Below are 18899 nucleotides of genomic sequence, written 5' to 3'. Positions count from 1 at the left end.
ATAAATAGGAGAGGGAGCCGTCCGTGCACGGCGTATCCGGCGCGAGTCACCCCTCTCCCGTTTACGGGAGAGGGGCCGGGGGAGAGGGCTACGGTTTGGAGAGCCTCATGAACCACTTCGCACTACACCACTGGCCCCTGCGCCTCGCCTCGCTGCTCGCCTGCCTGCTGTTCTGGCAACTGGCGGCCAGCCTGCGCCTGGACTTCGGCCTGTTCACCTTCACCTACGTGCCGACGCCCGGCGCGGTGCTGGAGGCCGCCTGGCAGTTGCTGCAATCCAGCAAGCTGTTGCCGCACCTCGGCAGCAGCCTCGGCCGGGTATTCGCCGGCTACCTCGCCGCCGCCCTGGTCGGCGTGCTGCTGGGCCTGGCCATCGGCCGCTCGAAATGGGCCGAGGACAGCCTGCTGCCGCCGCTCGAAGTGTTGCGGCCGATCCCAGCGGTGGCCTGGATTCCGCTGGCCATCCTGATGTTCCCCTCGTCGGAGCTGTCGATGATCTTCATCACCTTCACCGGCGCGCTGTTCCCGGTCCTGCTCAACACCATCCACGGCGTGGAGGGCGTCGACCGCCGCCTGGTCGCCTCGGCGCGCAGCCTGGGCGCCGGGCGCCTGGCGATCCTCCGCGAAGTGGTGCTGCCCGGCGCCGCGCCGAGCATCGTCACCGGGCTGGCCATCGGCATGGGCACCTCCTGGTTCTGCCTGGTCACCGCCGAGATGATCTCCGGGCAGTTCGGCATCGGCTACTACACCTGGGAGTCCTACACCTTGCAGAACTACCCGGACATCGTCGTCGGCATGCTGCTGATCGGCCTGCTCGGCATGGGCAGCAGCGGGCTGGTCAGGCACCTCGGTGGCCTGGTCACGCCCTGGTATCGCGTCAAGGGGAAAGCCTGATGAGCGTCTATGAAAGAAGCGTCGAGCCCGGCCGCATCGACATCGAGCGGCTGTCCATCCGCCTGGGGGAGGGCGAGCACGCCTTCGAGGCCGTGCAGCAGCTCAGCTTCGCCATCGAGCCGGGCGAGTTCGTGTGCATCCTCGGCCCCTCCGGCTGCGGCAAGTCGACCCTGCTCGGCGCCCTGGCCGGCCACCTGAAGCCCAGCGCCGGCAGCCTGCGGGTCGATGGCCGGGCGGTGGACGGCCCGTCGCCGGAGCGCGGCATGGTGTTCCAGCATCACACCCTGCTGCCCTGGCGCAGCGTGCTCGACAACGTCGCCTTCGGCCTGAAGATGCAGGGCCTGGGCAAGGCCGAGCGGCGCCGCCAGGCCGACGAGTTCCTGGGGCTGGTCGGCCTGCGCGACTTCGCCGGACGCTGGCCCGACCAGCTTTCCGGCGGCATGCAGCAACGTGCCGAGATCGCTCGTGTACTGATCAACCGGCCGCGCCTGTTGCTGATGGACGAGCCGTTCGGCGCCCTCGACGCGCAGACCCGCGCGCGCATGCAGGAGCTGCTGCTGGACATCTGGGCGCGCATCCGCACCACCGTGGTGTTCGTCACCCACGACATCGACGAGGCGCTGTTCCTCGCCGACCGCATCCTGGTGATGAGCCCGCGTCCCGGCCGCTTCATCGAGGACCTGCGCCTGGACTTCCCGCGTCCGCGCCACGCCGAGTTGCTGACCCGTCCCGAGTTCGTCCGCCTCAAGCGCCATTGCCTGGAACTGCTGCGCCACGAGGAAGGCCGCGAACTGCCGCGCCTGACCCCGCTCGGCCTGCCCACCACCGACCACCCGCCCTTGCGAATCGCCCTATGACCGACCTGACTTGCGACAACCCGGACATCCTCGACCTGCAATCGCGCCTCGACGACCCCGATGCCGGCGTGCGGCGTATCGCCCTGATCGAGCTGGCCGACCTGGAAGACCCCGACGGCTTGCCCTGGCTGGTGCGAGCCTTGCGCAGCGACCCGGCGCCGGAAGTACGCGGCGAGGCCGCGCGCCTGCTGGAGGCCTGGGAGGAACCCGAAGTGGTGAGCGCCCTGTGCGCCGCCCTGGCCGATGCCGACGAGAGCGTGCGTGGTGCCGCCGCGCAGAGCCTCAGCGAGCTGAAGAGCGCCGAGGCGGGCGGGGTGATCCTGCCCTGGGCCGAACATCCCGATGCCTTCGTCCGCGCCAGCGCGCTGCGTGCCCTGCGCGAGCTGCGCCTGGCGGACGCCGCACCGCTTGCCCGGCGGGCGCTGGATGATACGGATGCCTTCGTGCGCCGCGAAGCGGTGGGCATTCTCGGCTGGCTCCGGCAACTCGACGCCTTGCCGGCCCTGGCCCGCCTGGCCAGTGACGACCCGGACACCGAAGTGCGCCGCGCCGCCACCGGCGCGCTCGGCCTGGCCAGCGACACCGCCGTGTTGCCGGCGCTGCGGGCGGCCCTGCGCGACCGCGAATGGCAGGTGCGCGAGGAAGCCGCCACCACCCTCGGCAAGCTGGGCCTGGCCGAGGCCGGCCCGGTGCTGGTCGAGGCGCTGGCCGACAACTACTGGCAGGTACGCCTGCGCGCCGCCCGCGCTCTCGGCAGGCTGCGCTTCGCCGCCGCGCTGCCGGCGCTGGTGGAACTGCTCGGCCATGCCATCAGCAACCTGCGCAAGGAAGCCGCCCTGGCCCTCGGCGAACTGGCCGACCCGGACGCGCTGCCGGCATTGCAGGCAGCGGAGCAGGATGGCGACCCGGAGGTGCGCAAGGCCGTGCGCATCGCCATCGCCCAGGTACAGGGCATCGCGCGATGAATGCGCCGAGCGCCCTGCGCAACGTCCGCGCAGCCGGCGAGTTGCGCATCGAGTGGCCGGACGGTGCCCGCCAGCAACTCAGCCACGCCCGCCTGCGTGCCGCCTGCCCTTGCGCGCAGTGCCGCGCCGCACGGTTACGGGGGCATATCGATGTGGTGGGCGAGGGTGTTCGGCTGAGGGAGATGGTCCCGCAGGGCTATGGCGTGCAACTGTCGTTCGACGATGGCCACGAGCGCGGTATCTACCCCTGGGGTTATCTGCGCGAGCTTGCGTAGGGGCTGTTTCTGGGTCCCCGCGTTCGCGGGGATGATGGTTCGGCTATCCCCCGTCACTCCCACGCACGCGGGAGTCCAACGTAGGGAGCGCCGTGCGCACCGATCCGGGGCCAACACCTCTTGTTTCCGGCGAAGCACTCTGCTCGCGCCGGGGTAAACGGTGCGCACGGCGCACCCTACAAGAGCGGGCTGTTTTTTCGTCCGGCCTTCAACGCTTTTATCGGCTTTTCATGTAGGAGGTCCGTAGCCCGGATGCAATCCGGGGGCACGCAATCTCATATTCCTGAAAGTTTTGTAAATAAAAGAACAAATTATTTTTTAGGTATATGAGGCAGGCATAGAGTAGCCCTCAACGTGGCCCGGCGGATCACCTGCCAGGCCCGACCGGATCCCAACCGACTAGCCAACTAGAGGACACACAATGCCTGCTGCCGCCCCCGCTTCGTCTGGCGTCGAAGACACCCTCCGTCCCTCCGATCTTCCCGCTGTCCTGGCGACCGATCCCGAGACGCTGCTCGCTCGCGGCCGGGCCCGCGGCGTCGAGAGCGGCACCCCTTACGCCGGCAGCCTCTATCCGCCGGAAGCCTGGGCGCTGCTCCAGGCCGGTGCGGTGACGCTGGTGGACGTGCGCACCGCCGAGGAGCTGAAGTTCGTCGGCCGGGTGCCGGACAGCCAGCACGTGGCCTGGCAGACCGGCCCGGCGCTGATCAAGAACCCGCGCTTCCTCCGCGAGCTGGAGAACAAGGGCGGCCGCGATGCGGTGCTGGTGCTATTGTGCCGCAGCGGCAAGCGGTCCGCCGCCGCCGCCGAGGCTGCCACCGCCGCCGGTTTCAGCCAGGTGTTCAATGTCCTGGAAGGCTTTGAAGGCGATCTCGATGCCCAGCAGCAGCGCGGCGAGAGCGGCGGCTGGCGGCATTGGGGCCTGCCCTGGGTTCAAGATTGATTTCCTTGTCCATATAACTTGCCCCTATCGTGTGCAGGGGCACTAAAAGCAATAGATATAACCAAAGGCAAGCTGGCTAGATTAGTCTGAAATAACTGAAGCCGGCCGCGTTTGGTGCTATCCCCAAACTTCCGTGTCCTTCTCCGCGCGCCTCGTTCCCGAAGGAGGTGGTGTCGTGGGGCGCGAGGCAAAGCCGGGTTGGAATCAGATGAACGATGTGAACAGGCAGGCCGAGAGCAGCCCCGTGAATTGGAAACTGGGTCGGATAGTCGAGGAGCTGCGTTCGGCACGAAGCGAATGGCGGAGCCGGACGGGACGGCTTCGCGAGCTGGGGGGACGTGAGCTGCCCTCGCGCAGCTCCATCGAGGACATCGTCGAGCGGCTGTCCAGCGCGTTGTTTCCCATGCGCCTGGGGCCGAACGACTTGCGTGAGGAGAGCGAGGATTTCTTCGTCGGGCATACCCTGGATGCGGCGCTGAACGCCCTGCTGATCCAGGCGCGCCTGGAGTTGCGCTACACGGCTCGGCAGCGGGGGGAGGTCGAGGCGGACGTTCACGAGAAGGCGGTGCAGATCGTCCAGGACTTCGCCCACGCCTTGCCGCAGCTTCGCCAGTTGCTCGATACCGATGTGCTGGCGGCGTTCCATGGTGATCCGGCGGCGCGCAGCGTCGACGAAGTGCTGTTGTGTTACCCGGGGATCGTCGCGGTGATCCATCACCGCCTGGCGCATCACCTGTACAACGCCGGCCTGCCGCTGGTGGCGAGGATCATCTCGGAACTGGCCCACTCGACCACCGGGATCGACATCCACCCCGGCGCGCGGATCGGCAAGAGTTTCTTCATCGATCACGGTACAGGCGTGGTGATCGGTGAAACGGCGATCATCGGTGATCAGGTCCGCATCTACCAGGCCGTGACCCTGGGGGCGAAACGCTTCACCGCCGACGAGACCGGCCAGTTGCACAAGGGCCAGCCTCGTCACCCGATCGTCGAAGACGATGTGGTGATCTACGCTGGGGCGACCATCCTCGGGCGCATCACCATCGGCAAGGGTTCCACCATCGGTGGAAACGTCTGGCTGACCCGTAGTGTGCCTCCGGGCAGTAACGTCAGCCAGGCAACGTTGCAACACCAGCCAGGCAACGTGGGGTAATCGCGAGATAAACCTTACGGCCCTGCTCATGGAACACAGGCAGAGCTCGCGTTCTGTCGAGTGGCGCAGGGCTGTTCCCATGCACGAGCATGGGGTAGGGGCGATCCTGGGCCAGAAGCGGACCGCGAGCATTGTCGGTGACCTGACACCTCAATCTTGTGGAGTGATTCATGGCTGATCATCAGGATGTACGCCTGGCCCTAGGCGACAGCGCCGCCCGCCAGTTGGCGAATGCGACTAAAACGGTTCCGCAACTTTCCACCATCACCCCGCGCTGGCTCACCCACCTGCTGCAATGGCAGCCGGTGGAGGCCGGTATCTTCCGCCTCAACAAGGTGAAGGACCCGCTCAACGTGCAGGTCGCCTGTACCCAGCGCGACGAGTCGCTGCTGCCGCAGACCTTCGTCGACTACGAGGAAGCGCCGCGCGAGTACTTCCTCAACGCGGTGACCACCATCCTCGACGTGCATACCCGGGTTTCCGACCTGTACAGCAGCCCGCACGACCAGATCCGCGAGCAGTTGCGCCTGACCATCGAGACCATCAAGGAACGCCAGGAAAGCGAGCTGATCAACAACCCCGAGTACGGGCTGCTGGCCAGCGTCGACCCGACCCAGCGCATCTCGACCCTGACCGGCGCGCCGACCCCGGACGACCTCGACGAACTGATCGCCAAGGTCTGGAAGGAGCCGGCCTTCTTCCTCGCCCACCCGCTGGCCATCGCCGCCTTCGGCCGTGAGTGCACCCGCCGCGGCGTGCCGCCACCCACCGTCAGCCTGTTCGGTTCGCAGTTCATCACCTGGCGCGGCCTGCCGCTGGTGCCTTCGGACAAGATTCCCTTCGACGAGAACGGCAAGACCAAGATTCTCCTGCTGCGCGTCGGCGACAAGCGCCAGGGGGTAGTCGGCCTGTACCAGCCCGGGCTGGCCGGCGAGCAGAGTCCGGGGCTCTCGGTGCGCTTCATGGGCATCAACCGTAACGCCATCGCCTCCTACCTGATCTCGCTGTACTGCTCGCTGGCAGTGCTGACCGAGGATGCCCTGGCAGTGCTCGATGACGTGGAGGTCGGCAAGTACCATGACTATCCGGACACTTACAAGTAACCCCCAGGCCGGCGCGGACGTGCCGGCCGGGCTGCCGGACGTGGCGACCCTGGCGCAGTTGGCCAACGAGTTCTTCGCCAGCCTGCCGGGCGGCGGCGGGGGGGCGTCCGCTTCGCTGCCGAACGCGGCCGAGCAGGCCGCCACGACGACGGTCGCGCCGGAGCACGAGCTGCCGCTGGAGGCCGTGCCGCCAGCCGGCACGGCCGATGGCCTGGATCTCGGCTCGCCCGAGGCCTATACCGCGGCGATCCCGCAGGTGTACCCGGGGGCCAGTATCGTTGGCTCGCCGAGTCCCGGCGCTCCCGCCTCGCCGTACTACTTCGCCGGCGAAAGCAGTGCCTACCAGCGCGAGCCGGCCAGGGCCGAGGCCGCCGCGCCGCCGCTGGAGAACCGGGTCGACGCGCAGTCCTACGGGCTGCCGGGCAGCGACGAGCTGGCGCAACTGCTGCAGTCGGTGCTGAGCAAGCCGGAGCCTGCCGCCGAACCGGCACGGCCGCAACCGGGACCGGCCGGGGGGCAGTTCTACTTCCTCGACCAGGCCGGTGCGCCACATCTGGAGAAGGCGCGGGAGCCGGCCGGCCAGCCGCAGTCCCAGGGCGCTTTCGACGTGCAGGCGGTGCGCCGCGACTTCCCGATCCTCCAGGAACGGGTCAACGGCAAGCCGCTGGTATGGCTGGACAACGCCGCGACGACCCACAAGCCGAAAGCGGTGATCGAGCGCATCAGCTACTTCTACGAGCACGAGAACTCCAACATCCATCGCGCCGCGCATGAACTGGCGGCGCGGGCGACCGACGCCTACGAGGGCGCGCGCGGCAAGGTGGCGCGCTTCCTCGGCGCGCGTTCGGCGGACGAGATCGTCTTCGTGCGCGGGGCGACCGAGGCCATCAACCTGGTGGCCAACACCTTCGGCCGCCAGTTCATCGGCGAGGGCGACGAGATCATCGTTTCCCACCTGGAGCATCACGCCAACATCGTGCCCTGGCAGCAACTGGCGGCCGAGGTCGGCGCGAAGATCCGGGTCATCCCGGTGGACGACAGCGGGCAGATCATTCTCGAGGAGTACGCGCGGCTGCTCTGTTCGCGCACCAGGCTGGTGTCCATCGCCCAGGTCTCCAACGCGCTGGGCACCATCACCCCGGTGAGCGAGATCATCGCCCTGGCCCGTGGTGTCGGCGCGCGGGTGCTGGTGGATGGCGCGCAGTCGGTGCCGCACCTGCGCACCAACGTGCAGGCTCTGGATGCCGATTTCCTGGTGTTCTCCGGGCACAAGATCTTCGGGCCGACCGGTATCGGCGTGCTGTACGGCAAGAAGGAGCTGCTCGACCAGCTACCGCCCTGGCAGGGCGGCGGCAACATGATCGCCGACGTGACCTTCGAGAAGACGCTCTACCAGCCGGCGCCGGCGCGCTTCGAGGCCGGCACCGGCAACATCGCCGACGCGGTGGGGCTGGGGGCGGCGCTGGATTACGTCGAGCGTCTTGGACTGGAGCGCATCGCCGCCTACGAGCATGACCTGCTGGTCTATGCCACGCGCGGCCTGCAGGCGATTCCCGGCCTGCGGCTGATCGGCACCGCTGCGCACAAGGCCGGCGTGCTGTCCTTCGTGCTCGACGGCTATCGCACCGAGGAGGTCGGCGCGGCGCTGAACCGCGAGGGCATCGCCGTGCGTTCCGGGCACCATTGCGCGCAGCCGATCCTGCGCCGCTTCGGCCTGGAGGCCACGGTGCGGCCATCATTGGCGTTCTACAACACTTGCGAGGAGGTCGATCTGCTGGTGGCCACGGTGCGGCGCCTGGCGCACGCCAAGGGCCGGCATCACTGAGGCGGACGTCGGGGCCGGACCGGCTGGCCCCGACGTTTGGCCGAGGTGCGGGAATGGCCATATATTTATTCGTAAATGGTATTTAAATTTATTTTCTTATACCTATAAAGTTAGATTCATGCGTACCTGCCGATCAATCGGCGCGCCGCACGAATGAACGAGCGCGGAAACCACCGGCCGTTCCTGACTGACGCGCGCCACAAGCGTGCAGTATGCGTGGAGATTGATCATGTCAGCGGCTTCCCTGACTGTTTCCGCCCCTGCGGCCGAGCCGCAGCGCTTCGATATCCTGCCTTTCAGCGGTGCCCTGGGCGCCGAAGTCCTTGGCCTGGACCTGAGCCGGCCACTGGGCGACGCGGACTTCGCCCGCATCCACCGGGCTCATCTGGATCACCACGTGCTGGTGTTCCGTGACCAGCGCATCACGCCCGAACAGCAGATCGCTTTCAGCCGCTGCTTCGGCATATTGCAGATCCACGTGCTCAAGCAGTTCCTGCTCGCCGGGCACCCGGAAATCCTCATCGTTTCCAACATCATCGAGAACGGCCAGCCGGTCGGCCTGGGCGACGCCGGCAAGTTCTGGCACTCGGACCTGTCCTACAAGGAACTGCCCAGCCTGGGCTCCATGCTGCACGCCCAGGAACTGCCGGAGGAGGGCGGCGATACCCTGTTCGCCAACCAGCACCTGGCCTGGGAGACCCTGCCCGAAGCATTGCGCAAGGCGGTGGAAGGCCGTCGCGCGGTGCATTCCTATACCGCCACCTACGCCAAGCCCAGGTTCGAGGGCGACTGGCGACCGAAACTGACCGAGCAACAGCTCGCCGAGGTCAAGGAGGTGGTGCATCCGGTGGTGCGCACTCATCCGGAAACCGGGCGCAAGGGCCTGTTCGTCAGCGAGGGTTTCACTACCCGCATCGAGGGACTGCCGGAGGACGAGAGCCGCCAGTTGCTCGCCGAACTGTTCGCCCACAGCGTGCGCCCCGAGTTCATCTACCGCCACCGGTGGCAGGAGCACGACCTGGTGTTCTGGGACAACCGCTCGCTGATCCACCTCGCCGCAGGCTGTCCCGGTCATCTGCGCCGCAAGCTGTACCGCACCACCATCCAGGGCGATGCCCCGTTCTGACCCTGACCGTCATCCGTACAAGAATCCGCATGGAGCTCGCTATGTCTCTAGGTAACCGCTTTCCCTTCATTCCCAAGTTCGCCCGCCTGGCCGGCGGCATCGGCCTGAGCGTCAGCCTGCTGGTCGGCGGCCTGGCCGCGCCGAGCGTGGCCCGGGCCGAAGGGCAGATCCGCATCGCCGAGCAGTTCGGCATCGTCTATCTGCTGCTCAACGTGGTGCGCGACCAGCAACTGATCGAGAAGCACGGCAAGGTCGACGGGCTCGACATCCAGGTCGAGTGGAACCAGTTGTCCGGCGGTGCGGCGGTGAACGACGCGCTGCTGGCCGGCTCCATCGATATCGCCGGCGCCGGCATCGGCCCGCTGCTGACCGTCTGGGACCGCACCCATGGCCGGCAGAACGTCAAGGGCGTGGCTTCCCTGGGTAACTTCCCGTACTACCTGGTGAGCAACAATCCCAAGGTCAAGACCATCGCCGACTTCACCGAGAAGGACCGTATCGCGGTGCCGGCGGTCGGCGTTTCAGTGCAGTCGCGCTTCCTCCAGTACGCCGCCGCCAAGCAGTGGGGCGACAAGGAGTTCGACCGCCTCGACAAGTACACCGTGGCACTGCCACACCCGGACGCCACCGCCGCGCTGAAGTCGGGCGGCACCGAGCTGACCGGGCACTTCTCCAACCCGCCGTTCCAGAACCAGGCCCTGGAGAACCCCGACGTGCACGTGGTGCTCGATACCTACGAGCTGCTGGGCCCGAACTCGCCCACCGTGCTGTATTCCACCGAGAAGTTCCGCACGGAGAACCCGAAGACCTACAAGGCCTTCGTCGCGGCGCTGGCCGAGGCCGCCGAGTTCGCCCAGAACGACAAGGGCGCGGCCGCCGACACCTATATCCGTGTCACCGGCGCCAAGATCAGCCGCGAGGAGTTGCTGAAGGTCATCGGCAGCGAACAGATCCAGTTCAGCGTGACGCCGACCAACACCTACCCGCTGGCCGACTTCCTGCATCGCGTCGGCGCGATCAAGAACAAACCGGCTTCCTGGCAGGACTACTTCTTCCAGGATGAAGAACACCCGCTGCAAGGAAGCTGATGCGATGAATGCCCCGTTGCAAGGCCACACGGCCAGCACGTCCAGCCACCTGCGGCCGGTGCTGCAGGTGGAGTCGGTCAGCCTGGAATACCGCACCCCGCAGCGCGTGGTGCGTGCTACCCACGAGGTGAGCTTCGAGGTCGACCAGGCCGACCGCTTCGTCCTGCTCGGTCCTTCCGGCTGCGGCAAGTCCACCCTGCTCAAGGCGGTCGCCGGCTTCATCGCCCCGCGCGATGGCGTTATCCGCCTCGACGGGGTGCAGGTCAGGGAACCGGGCCCGGATCGCATCGTGGTGTTCCAGGAGTTCGACCAGTTGCCGCCGTGGAAGACGGTCAGGCAGAACGTCATGTTCCCGCTGCTGGCCTCGCGCACCCTCAAGCGCAGGGAAGCGGAGGAGAGGGCGCTGCACTACCTCGACAAGGTCGGCCTGGCGGCTTTCGCGGACGCCTACCCGCACACCCTGTCCGGCGGCATGAAGGCGCGGGTGGCGATTGCCCGGGCGCTGGCCATGCAGCCGAAGATCCTGCTGATGGACGAGCCCTTCGCCGCGCTGGACGCGCTGACCCGGCGCAAGATGCAGGAGGAGTTGCTGCAGCTCTGGGACGAGGTGCGCTTCACCCTGTTGTTCGTCACCCACTCCATCGAGGAGGCACTGATCGTCGGCAACCGCATCCTGTTGCTGTCGCCGCATCCGGGACGGGTGCGGGCAGAGATCAACAGCCACCAGTTCGACCTGCACAGCCTCGGTGGCGTGGCCTTCCAGCAGACCGCCCAGCGCATCCACCGCTTGCTGTTCGACGAGCCCGGCAGTGCGCCGTCCACCCTCGACCTGGATTTCCAGGACATTCGTATCGCCTATTGAGCCGAGATTTCCCCATGAGTGCTTCGAGCGTTCGCCGCGAGGAATACGAAGTCGTCCTCGCGCCACTGGACAACCTGCCACTGGAGCGCGAGCTACCGCTGTTCCAGCGCCTCTGGCAGCAAGGCTGGCTGCGCAAGTCGCTGATCCTGCTGTTGCTGGCCCTGGCCTGGGAACTGGTCGCCCGCTACCAGGCCAACGACCTGCTGCTGCCGAGCTTCCTGCAGACCGCCCGCGCCTTCGTCGAGGGGCTGTCCAGCGGCGAACTGCTGGACAAGGTGGCGATCTCCCTGGCAGTGCTGGTCAAGGGCTACCTGGTCGGCATCCTGCTGGCGTTCCTGCTGACCACCCTGGCGGTGTCCACCCAGTTCGGCCGCGACCTGCTGTCGACCCTGACGGCGATGTTCAACCCGCTGCCGGCCATCGCGCTGCTACCCCTGGCTCTGCTGTGGTTCGGCCTGGGCGAGAACAGCCTGATCTTCGTGCTGGTGCATTCGGTGCTCTGGGCCCTGGCGCTCAACACCTATGCCGGTTTCCTCGGGGTTTCCGAGACCCAGCGCATGGCCGGACGCAACTACGGCCTCAAGGGCCTGCGCTTCGTGCTGTTCATCCTGATCCCGGCGGCACTGCCGTCGATCCTGGCCGGCCTGAAGATCGGCTGGGCCTTCGCCTGGCGCACGTTGATCGCCGCCGAGCTGGTGTTCGGCGCCTCCAGCGGCAAGGGCGGCCTGGGCTGGTACATCTTCCAGAACCGCAACGAGCTGTACACCGACAAGGTGTTCGCCGGCCTGGCCGCGGTGATCCTGATCGGCCTGCTGGTGGAGAACCTGGTGTTCGCCACCCTGGAGCGGGTCACGGTCAAGCGCTGGGGGATGCAGCGCTAGTCCCTGTAGGAGCCAGCTTGCTGGCGATCCTTGCCGCCGAATCGCCAGCAAGCTGGCTCCTACGAATCTTTCAACCTTGGTTACCTGTCATGCCCCATAGCTACCTGTCCCATCTGTACTGCCCGAAAACCCACGAACACTACGACGCCGGCCAGATCCAGCAGCTCAGCGCCGTCGGCTCGCCGCTGCTGGTGGCCTACGATCTGGACGCCCTGAAAGGGGACTGGAGGCCCGCCGACCTGGTCGGTCGCGAAGCCAGCCTGTGGCGCTATCACGAACTGTTGCCGGTGCTCGATCCGAACAACGTGGTCAGCCTGGGCGAAGGCTTCACGCCGCTGCTGCGCACGCCACGCATCGGCCGCGAGCTGGGCGTCGACGATCTCTGGCTGAAGGACGAAGGCATCATCCCCACCGGCTCGTTCAAGGCCCGTGGCGCGGCGGTCGGCGTATCCAGGGCCAAGGAACTGGGCGTGCGCGCCCTGGCCATGCCCACCAATGGCAACGCTGGCGCCGCCTGGTCGCTGTATGCCGCGCGCGCCGGCATCGAGGCCACCGTGGTGATGCCCGAGGACGCGCCGTTGATCACCCGCAATGAAACGGCGATCTCCGGTGCCCATCTGTATCTGGTCAACGGCCTCATCTCCGATGCCGGCAAGCAGGTGGCCCAGGCGGTGGCCGAAGGCGGCTTGTACGACGCCTCGACGCTCAAGGAGCCGTACCGTATCGAAGGCAAGAAGACCATGGGCCTGGAGTTGGCCGAGCAGTTCGGCTGGCGGCTGCCCGAGGTGATCCTCTATCCCACCGGTGGCGGGGTAGGCCTGATCGGTATCCACAAGGCCTTCAAGGAACTGCGCGAGCTGGGCTGGATTCCCGCCGACCAGCCGCTGCCGCGCCTGGTGGCCGTGCAGGCCAGCGGCTGCGCGCCGATCGTCAGGGCCTGGGAGGCGAGGGCGGCGGCCTCGGAGTTCTGGGCCGATTCGCAGACAGTCGCCTTCGGTATCAACGTGCCCAAGGCCCTCGGCGACTTCCTGGTGCTCGAAGCGCTGTACGAGAGCGAGGGATACGCCATCGCCGTGGACGACGCCGAGCTGCTGGCCGAGCAACGCAAGGTCGCCGAGCTGGAAGGCGCCTTCGTCTGCCCCGAGGGGGCGGCCCTCTACGCCGCCGCTCGCAAGCTGCGCGAGGGCGGCTGGATCAGGCCGGGAGAGCGGGTGGTGATCCTCAATACCGGCGCCGGCATCAAGTATCCGGATACGGTCGAGGTGGACGTGCCGCTGTTGCAACCGGGCGACAGGCTGCCGCGATGAGCTTCGACTGGAACTTCGTACTGTCCACCCTGCCGGCCTTCCTCAAGGCCGTCGGGGTGACCCTGCAGGTCGGCGCCATCGCCGTCGGCACTTCGTTGCTGGTGGCCCTGGTCAACTCGGCGATCCTGGTGCTGCGGGTGCCGCTGTTGCACCCGTTGGTGAAGGTCTACGTCGAAGTGGCACGCAACACGCCGCTGCTGATCCAGTTGTTCTTCATCTACTTCGCGCTGCCCAGCATCGGTATCCGCATCTCCGGTTTCGCCTCGGCGATCATCGCCATGACCTTCCTGGGCGGCGCCTACCTCACCGAGGTGCTGCGCGCCGGGGTGGAGGCGGTGCCCAGGGCGCAGGTCGAGTCGGGGCTGTCCATCGGGCTGTCGCGCTGGCAACTGCTACGCCACGTGATCCTGCCGCAAGCGGGCATCCTCAGCCTGCCGGCGCTGTTCGCCAACTTCATCTTCCTGCTCAAGGAGACCACGGTGGTTTCGGCGGTGGCGGTGCCGGAGATCCTCTACACGACCAAGAGCTATATCGCCCTGTACTACAAGACCTACGAAATGCTGGCGGTAATGACGGCGCTCTGCGTGCTGATCTTCCTGCCGTTGTCGCTGCTCCTGGCGAGACTGGAACGGAGGCTGCAACATGGCCAGTTCGGGTCTTGAACTGCTCTGGGTGTCGGCGCCGCAACTGGCGCGCGGTGCCTGGGAGACGCTGAGCATCTCGGCGTCGTCGATCCTCTTCGCCACCCTCGGAGGCCTCCTCTACGGCGTGCTGCGCAACCTCGGCAGCCGCTGGCTGGAAGTGCCGCTGCGGGTCTACCTGGAGCTGTTCCGAGCCATCCCGGTGCTGGTCTGGCTGTACCTGTTCTTCTTCGGCCTGCCGATCTTCGCCGGCGTCAGTGTGCCGAGCTTCTGGTGCGCGGTGCTGGTGCTCTCGCTCTGGGGCGCCAGCGAGGTCGGCGAGGTGGTGCGCGGCGGCCTGCAATCGCTGCCCCGTGGCCAGCGCGAAGCCGGCCTGGCCATCGGCCTGAACGCGCCGCGACTGTACGGCCAGGTATTGCTTCCCCAGGCGCTCAAGCGCATCACGCCGCCGACCATCAACGTCTACACGCGGATCATCAAGACCAGTTCGCTGGCAGTGCTGATCGGCGTGGTGGATGTGATCAAGGTCGGCCAACAGATCATCGAGCGCACCTACGAATCGGTGCTGGTCTACGGCTTCCTGTTCATTTTCTTCTTCCTGCTCTGTTATCCGCTGTCCGCCGCGTCACGTGTGCTGGAAAGGCGCTGGAGTCACGCATGACGGCACTGATCGAACTCTCCTCATTCAGCAAGCGCTTCGGCGACACACCGGTACTCAAGGCGGTGGACCTGCGCGTCGAGCGCGGCGAGGTGGTGGTGATCCTCGGCCCGAGCGGCTGTGGCAAGAGCACCCTGCTGCGCTGCCTCAACGGCCTGGAGACGGGGCAGGGCGGCAGCCTGCGCTTCGCCGGTCGCGAACTGAACGGCAAGACCGACTGGCGCGAGGTACGCCAGCGCGTCGGCATGGTGTTCCAGAGCTACCACCTGTTCCCGCACAAGACCGTGCTGGAGAACATCCTGCTCGGCCCGCTCAAGGTGCAGAAGCGCGCTTTCGGCGAAGCACTGGTCCAGGCCGAGGCGCTGCTCGAACGGGTCGGCCTGGCGGACAAGCGCGACGCCTATCCGCGCGAGCTTTCCGGTGGCCAGCAGCAGCGCATTGCCATCGTCCGTGCGCTGTGCATGAACCCCGAGGTGATGCTGTTCGACGAAGTCACCGCGGCCCTCGACCCGGAAATGGTCAAGGAAGTGCTGGAGGTCATCCTCGGCCTCGCCGAAGCCGGCATGACCATGCTCATCGTCACCCACGAAATGGCCTTCGCCCGTGCGGTGGCCGACCGAATCCTGTTCATGGACGGCGGTGTGATCGCCGAACAGAACGACCCCGAAACTTTTTTCAGCAAGCCGCAAACCGCACGTGCGCAGCAGTTTCTGGAGAAGTTCTCCTACGTGGAAAACATGCCTAAAAGGAAATCACCATGAAACTCAGATCTGCCCTGATGTTCCCCTTGCTCGCCGCCGGCCTGCTGGTCGGGTGCGGCAATTCCGAAGCGCCGAAACAGGCCGCGAACGAGGTCAAGCCGACTCCGGCGGCCGAGGCGGCGCCCAGCGCAAGCTACCTGGACAGGATCAAGGCTCGCGACAAGCTGATCGTCGGCGTGTTCAGCGACAAGCCGCCGTTCGGCTACGTGGACGAGGGCGGCAACTACGTCGGCTTCGACACCGACATCGCCAAGCGCTTCGCCAAGGATCTGCTGGGCGACGAAGGCAAGGTCGAATTCGTGGTGGTCGAGCCGGCCAGCCGCATTCCGTTCCTGCAGAGCGACAAGGTCGACCTGATCCTCGCCAACATGACCGTCACCCCGGAGCGAGCCGAGGCCGTGGACTTCACCAACCCCAACCTGCGCGTCGCCGTGCAGGCCATCGTGCGGGAGGACAGCGGTATCGAGAAGCTCGATGATCTGGCTGGCAAGACCGTGATCGTCACCACCGGCACTACCGCCGACATCTGGCTGACCCAGAACCGTCCGGACTGGAAGCTGCTCAAGTTCGAGAAGAACTCCGAGTCCCTGCAAGCCCTGGCCAATGGTCGTGGCGACGCCTACGCCCAGGACAACCTGGTGCTTTTCAGTTGGGCCAAGCAGAACCCCGGCTATCGCGTGCTGGCCGACAAGCTCGGTGATGAGGCACCCATCGCCCCGGCGGTGAAGAAGGGCAACATCGAGTTGCGCGACTGGGTCAATACCGAACTGGCCAAGCTGGGCGAGGAGAAATTCCTGCTCAAGCTGTACGACCAGTACGTCCGCAAGGAACTGGCCGACGATACCGACCCGAACGCGGTGATCGTCGAGGGTGGCGACTGGCGCGGTTGATCCAGCGTGAATGGAGGCCGCTCCTGTGGCCTCCATGTCCCCCGTTGGGGTGACAGAATCGTCATTCGACCATCAGCGTGCTGTTAGGACCTCCTTCTTAAAGTGCGGGCGAGGAGAAACCTACAGACGAGGTGGTTGAAATGAAGCGTTCAGGAATCCTTGCCCTGGCCATGCTGCTGGCCGCATCGCCGCTGGCGATGGCCAAGGGCGTTGCGTCCCTGGCCGAGCTGGATGGCGACCAGGTCCAGCAGTATCGCTACGGCATGAAGCTGGATATCGCCAAGGTGCTGGAATTCTCGCCCCGGGGCGGCCGTTGCGAGGTGGGGCCGATGCGCATGAAGTACCTGGACTCCCAGGGCGAGGTGCGGGTGCTGGAATACCGTTCCGGCGGCCTCAACTGCACGCGCGGGCGGTGGCGCTGACCCCACCGCGCTCCCGGTTGGCAGCGGCTTCCTCCGGGCCAGGGAAGACCAGGCGGAAGACCGTGCGGGCGCCGGGCTGGCTGTCGACCTCCACCTTGCCCAGGTGCAGGCTCATGATCGACTGGACGATGGCCAGGCCGAGCCCGCTGCCACCCTCGGTGCGCGAGCGGCTTCTGTCCACCCGGTAGAAGCGTTCGAACAGGTGCGGCAGGTGCTGCTTCGGAATGCCGGGGCCGAGGTTTTCCACGCTGAGGACGATGTTCCCGTCGACATTCTCTATCCGGATCGAGATGTCGCTGTCCGGCGAGGCATGGCGAATGGCGTTGGACAGCAGGTTGGAGATCGCCCGCTGGACCATCAACTGGTCGCCGAGCACCCGGCCTCTGCCCTGGATGTCGATGCCGACCCGCTTTTCCTCGGCGGCGGTGACGAACAGTTCGGCCACCCGCCAGACTTCCCGGTCGATCGCCAGTCGTTCGAACGGGATCAGCGCCTGGGGGTGGCTGACCTGGGCGAGGAACAGCATGTCCGTGACCATCCGCGCCATCCGTTCGAGTTCTTCGACGCTGGCGATGAGCACTTCCTTGTACTCTTCCGCCGGTCGTTCGCGCGACAGGGTGACCTGGGCCTTGCCCATGAGGTTGCTGATCGGCGCGCGCAGTTCGTGGGCCAGGTCGTCGGAGAACTGGGCGAGCTGCTGCACACCGCTGTCCAGACGGCTCAGCATGAAGTTGATGGCGCTGGCCGCCTCGCCCAGTTCCCGTGGCAGCTTCTCGACGGGAATCCGGTGGCTGAGGTCGTCGGTCGAGACCCGCGAAGCAACCTTGCGGAAACGATTCAGCGGCAAAAGCCCGTGCTGCACGATCCACCAGGTGCCGAGGCCGATGAGCAGCAGCAGGAAGGGCAGGCTGATCAGCGTCGAGTCGAGGAAGGATTCGCGCAGGGCATGGTCATCGGAGCGATCCAGCGTCAGGTAGACGCGCAGTCGTTCGCCGGATGCCTGCTCGACGAGGGTCGCGAGCGTCAGCAGCGGTGTGCCCGCCGTGTCGGTCCATTCCCGGAAGCGGACGTCCTCGTCGACAGGCATGTCGTCGAGCGTGGCCGACAGCCCCGCCGATTCGATATCCAGCAGCGGAGCGGCGCCGGCCTGGGCTTGCAGGACGTTCAGGCGCAGGTCGCCATGACTGGTCACCAGGTCCCGGAGGATGTGGGCACGCAGTGACTCCGTGCTCGAACCCATGTCCGTCACCAGGACGTGGCGGACCTGTTGCAGCTTTTCCTCCAGCCCCTTGCGCGCCCGGGTGTCGAGCTCGATGCCGAGCGCGGCATGGGCCAGCAGGGCGAGCAATGCCAGCAAGGCGACGCAGAGCGCTCCCACCGACAGTCCCAGGCGCAGGGACAGGCTGCCCGGCCTCATGCGCGGTTCTCGAGGACATAGCCCACGCCGCGCAGGGTGTGGATCAGCTTGTGCTCGAACGGCTCGTCGATCTTGGCGCGCAGCCTGCGGATGGTCACTTCCACCACGTTGGTGTCGCAGTCGAAGTTCATGTCCCACACCAGGGAAATGATCTGTGTGCGCGACAGCACCTCGCCGCTGCGGCTCATCAGCAGGTGGAGCAGGGCGAATTCCTTGGTGGTCAGGTTGATCCGCTGCGTCCCCCGGAACGCCCGGTGCCGCGCCGGGTCGAGTTCGAGGTCGGCCACCCGCAGCGTATCCACCACCTGGATTCGTTCGCTGCGGCGCAGCAGCGAGCGGACCCGCGCGAGCAGTTCCGGGAATTCGAACGGCTTGACCAGGTAGTCGTCCGCGCCCAGGTCGAGGCCCTTCACCCGGTCGGCGAGGCGGCCCCGTGCGCTGAGCATCATGACCCGCGCTTCGCAGCGCTTGCGAAGATTCTGCAGCACCTCCCAGCCATCCATGCCCGGCAGGTTCACGTCCAGGATGATCAGCTCATAGGTGCTCTGCCAGGCCAGGTGGAGGCCATCGATACCGTTGGCGGCGTGATCGACCATGAATCCGCTTTCCCCGAGCCCTTGCTGGAGGTATTCGGCGGTCTTGGGTTCGTCTTCAACAACAAGTATGCGCATATCTGCTTGCCTTGGATTTTATTGATTTGAGTGCTTCCAGCGTTCCCGGTAGTTGGGCTTTTTAGTTTCCGGAGCAGTGGGGGTTGGCGGGCAGCCTAATGTCTGTAGTCGCTACAGGGTCAATCGCTTTTTCGTGTTTGGTAGGGCTGTCCTTCAGGTCG

The 18899-nt window shown here is 66.4% G+C and carries 20 protein-coding genes; 18 read left to right on the top strand and 2 right to left on the bottom strand.

Annotated features, from left to right (window positions below):
* Positions 1-107 precede the first annotated feature (107 nt).
* The 18 genes from PSEWESI4_RS19120 (at position 108) to PSEWESI4_RS19035 (ending at position 16650) form a co-directional block, all read left to right on the top strand.
* Positions 108-893 carry an ABC transporter permease gene (locus PSEWESI4_RS19120; protein WP_187672813.1) on the top strand — a complete coding sequence of 262 codons (786 nt, stop codon included), beginning with the start codon at positions 108-110 and terminating at the stop codon, positions 891-893.
* The gene (locus tag PSEWESI4_RS19115; RefSeq protein WP_187672812.1) at positions 893-1750 is read left to right on the top strand and encodes an ABC transporter ATP-binding protein; all 858 of its coding nucleotides are present in this window, start codon (positions 893-895) and stop codon (positions 1748-1750) included. Before PSEWESI4_RS19120 ends, PSEWESI4_RS19115 begins: the two co-directional genes overlap by 1 nt.
* The gene (locus PSEWESI4_RS19110; RefSeq protein ID WP_187672811.1) at positions 1747-2715 is read left to right on the top strand and encodes a HEAT repeat domain-containing protein; all 969 of its coding nucleotides are present in this window, start codon (positions 1747-1749) and stop codon (positions 2713-2715) included. The genes PSEWESI4_RS19115 and PSEWESI4_RS19110 overlap by 4 nt, the downstream gene beginning before the upstream one ends.
* Positions 2712-2990 (top strand): gamma-butyrobetaine hydroxylase-like domain-containing protein, encoded by a 279-nt coding sequence (locus PSEWESI4_RS19105; protein ID WP_187672810.1) that lies wholly within the window; start codon positions 2712-2714, stop codon positions 2988-2990. Before PSEWESI4_RS19110 ends, PSEWESI4_RS19105 begins: the two co-directional genes overlap by 4 nt.
* Before the next feature lie 421 nt (positions 2991-3411).
* Complete coding sequence (locus PSEWESI4_RS19100) at positions 3412-3933, top strand: rhodanese-like domain-containing protein (RefSeq protein ID WP_187672809.1); 522 nt, start codon at positions 3412-3414, stop codon at positions 3931-3933.
* Positions 3934-4141: 208 nt separating this feature from the next.
* Complete coding sequence (gene epsC, locus PSEWESI4_RS19095; RefSeq protein ID WP_187672808.1) at positions 4142-5086, top strand: serine O-acetyltransferase EpsC; 945 nt, start codon at positions 4142-4144, stop codon at positions 5084-5086.
* Positions 5087-5256: 170 nt separating this feature from the next.
* Complete coding sequence (locus tag PSEWESI4_RS19090) at positions 5257-6189, top strand: family 2A encapsulin nanocompartment shell protein (protein ID WP_187672807.1); 933 nt, start codon at positions 5257-5259, stop codon at positions 6187-6189.
* Positions 6164-8014: a family 2A encapsulin nanocompartment cargo protein cysteine desulfurase gene (locus tag PSEWESI4_RS19085; protein ID WP_187672806.1), complete on the top strand. Its 1851-nt coding sequence runs from the start codon at positions 6164-6166 to the stop codon at positions 8012-8014. The genes PSEWESI4_RS19090 and PSEWESI4_RS19085 overlap by 26 nt, the downstream gene beginning before the upstream one ends.
* A gap of 229 nt (positions 8015-8243) precedes the next feature.
* Positions 8244-9140: a TauD/TfdA dioxygenase family protein gene (locus PSEWESI4_RS19080; protein ID WP_187672805.1), complete on the top strand. Its 897-nt coding sequence runs from the start codon at positions 8244-8246 to the stop codon at positions 9138-9140.
* Positions 9141-9181: 41 nt separating this feature from the next.
* Positions 9182-10228, top strand: coding sequence for an ABC transporter substrate-binding protein (locus PSEWESI4_RS19075; protein WP_187672804.1), 1047 nt, complete (start codon positions 9182-9184; stop codon positions 10226-10228).
* 4 nt (positions 10229-10232) lie between these two features.
* Entirely contained in the window at positions 10233-11090 is an 858-nt protein-coding gene (locus tag PSEWESI4_RS19070; RefSeq protein WP_187672803.1) for an ABC transporter ATP-binding protein, read from the top strand.
* Between the two features lie 14 nt (positions 11091-11104).
* Complete coding sequence (locus PSEWESI4_RS19065; protein WP_187672802.1) at positions 11105-11971, top strand: ABC transporter permease; 867 nt, start codon at positions 11105-11107, stop codon at positions 11969-11971.
* Positions 11972-12060: 89 nt separating this feature from the next.
* Entirely contained in the window at positions 12061-13278 is a 1218-nt protein-coding gene (locus PSEWESI4_RS19060; RefSeq protein WP_187672801.1) for a threonine synthase, read from the top strand.
* Positions 13275-13940 (top strand): amino acid ABC transporter permease, encoded by a 666-nt coding sequence (locus PSEWESI4_RS19055; protein WP_187672800.1) that lies wholly within the window; start codon positions 13275-13277, stop codon positions 13938-13940. The genes PSEWESI4_RS19060 and PSEWESI4_RS19055 overlap by 4 nt, the downstream gene beginning before the upstream one ends.
* Positions 13921-14580: an amino acid ABC transporter permease gene (locus tag PSEWESI4_RS19050; protein WP_187672799.1), complete on the top strand. Its 660-nt coding sequence runs from the start codon at positions 13921-13923 to the stop codon at positions 14578-14580. Before PSEWESI4_RS19055 ends, PSEWESI4_RS19050 begins: the two co-directional genes overlap by 20 nt.
* Positions 14577-15338, top strand: coding sequence for an amino acid ABC transporter ATP-binding protein (locus PSEWESI4_RS19045; protein ID WP_187672798.1), 762 nt, complete (start codon positions 14577-14579; stop codon positions 15336-15338). The genes PSEWESI4_RS19050 and PSEWESI4_RS19045 overlap by 4 nt, the downstream gene beginning before the upstream one ends.
* Positions 15335-16228, top strand: coding sequence for a transporter substrate-binding domain-containing protein (locus PSEWESI4_RS19040; protein ID WP_187672797.1), 894 nt, complete (start codon positions 15335-15337; stop codon positions 16226-16228). The genes PSEWESI4_RS19045 and PSEWESI4_RS19040 overlap by 4 nt, the downstream gene beginning before the upstream one ends.
* Positions 16229-16368: 140 nt before the next feature.
* Positions 16369-16650, top strand: coding sequence for a DUF2790 domain-containing protein (locus tag PSEWESI4_RS19035; RefSeq protein ID WP_187672796.1), 282 nt, complete (start codon positions 16369-16371; stop codon positions 16648-16650).
* Here PSEWESI4_RS19035 and PSEWESI4_RS19030 read toward each other — a convergent pair.
* Positions 16622-18067 carry a heavy metal sensor histidine kinase gene (locus PSEWESI4_RS19030; protein ID WP_187672795.1) on the bottom strand — a complete coding sequence of 482 codons (1446 nt, stop codon included), beginning with the start codon at positions 18065-18067 and terminating at the stop codon, positions 16622-16624. The two genes, PSEWESI4_RS19035 and PSEWESI4_RS19030, sit on opposite strands and share 29 nt — an antisense overlap.
* A complete protein-coding gene (locus PSEWESI4_RS19025; RefSeq protein ID WP_187672794.1) occupies positions 18064-18738 on the bottom strand; it encodes a heavy metal response regulator transcription factor in 675 nt (224 codons plus the stop codon). The genes PSEWESI4_RS19030 and PSEWESI4_RS19025 overlap by 4 nt, the downstream gene beginning before the upstream one ends.
* Between the last annotated feature and the right edge of the window lie 161 nt (positions 18739-18899).

The organism is Zestomonas carbonaria (genome assembly GCF_904061905.1).
GTDB lineage: Bacteria > Pseudomonadota > Gammaproteobacteria > Pseudomonadales > Pseudomonadaceae > Aquipseudomonas > Aquipseudomonas carbonaria.
Note: the sequence above shows the minus strand (reverse complement) of the source record. Positions and strands in the feature narration are given on the sequence as shown.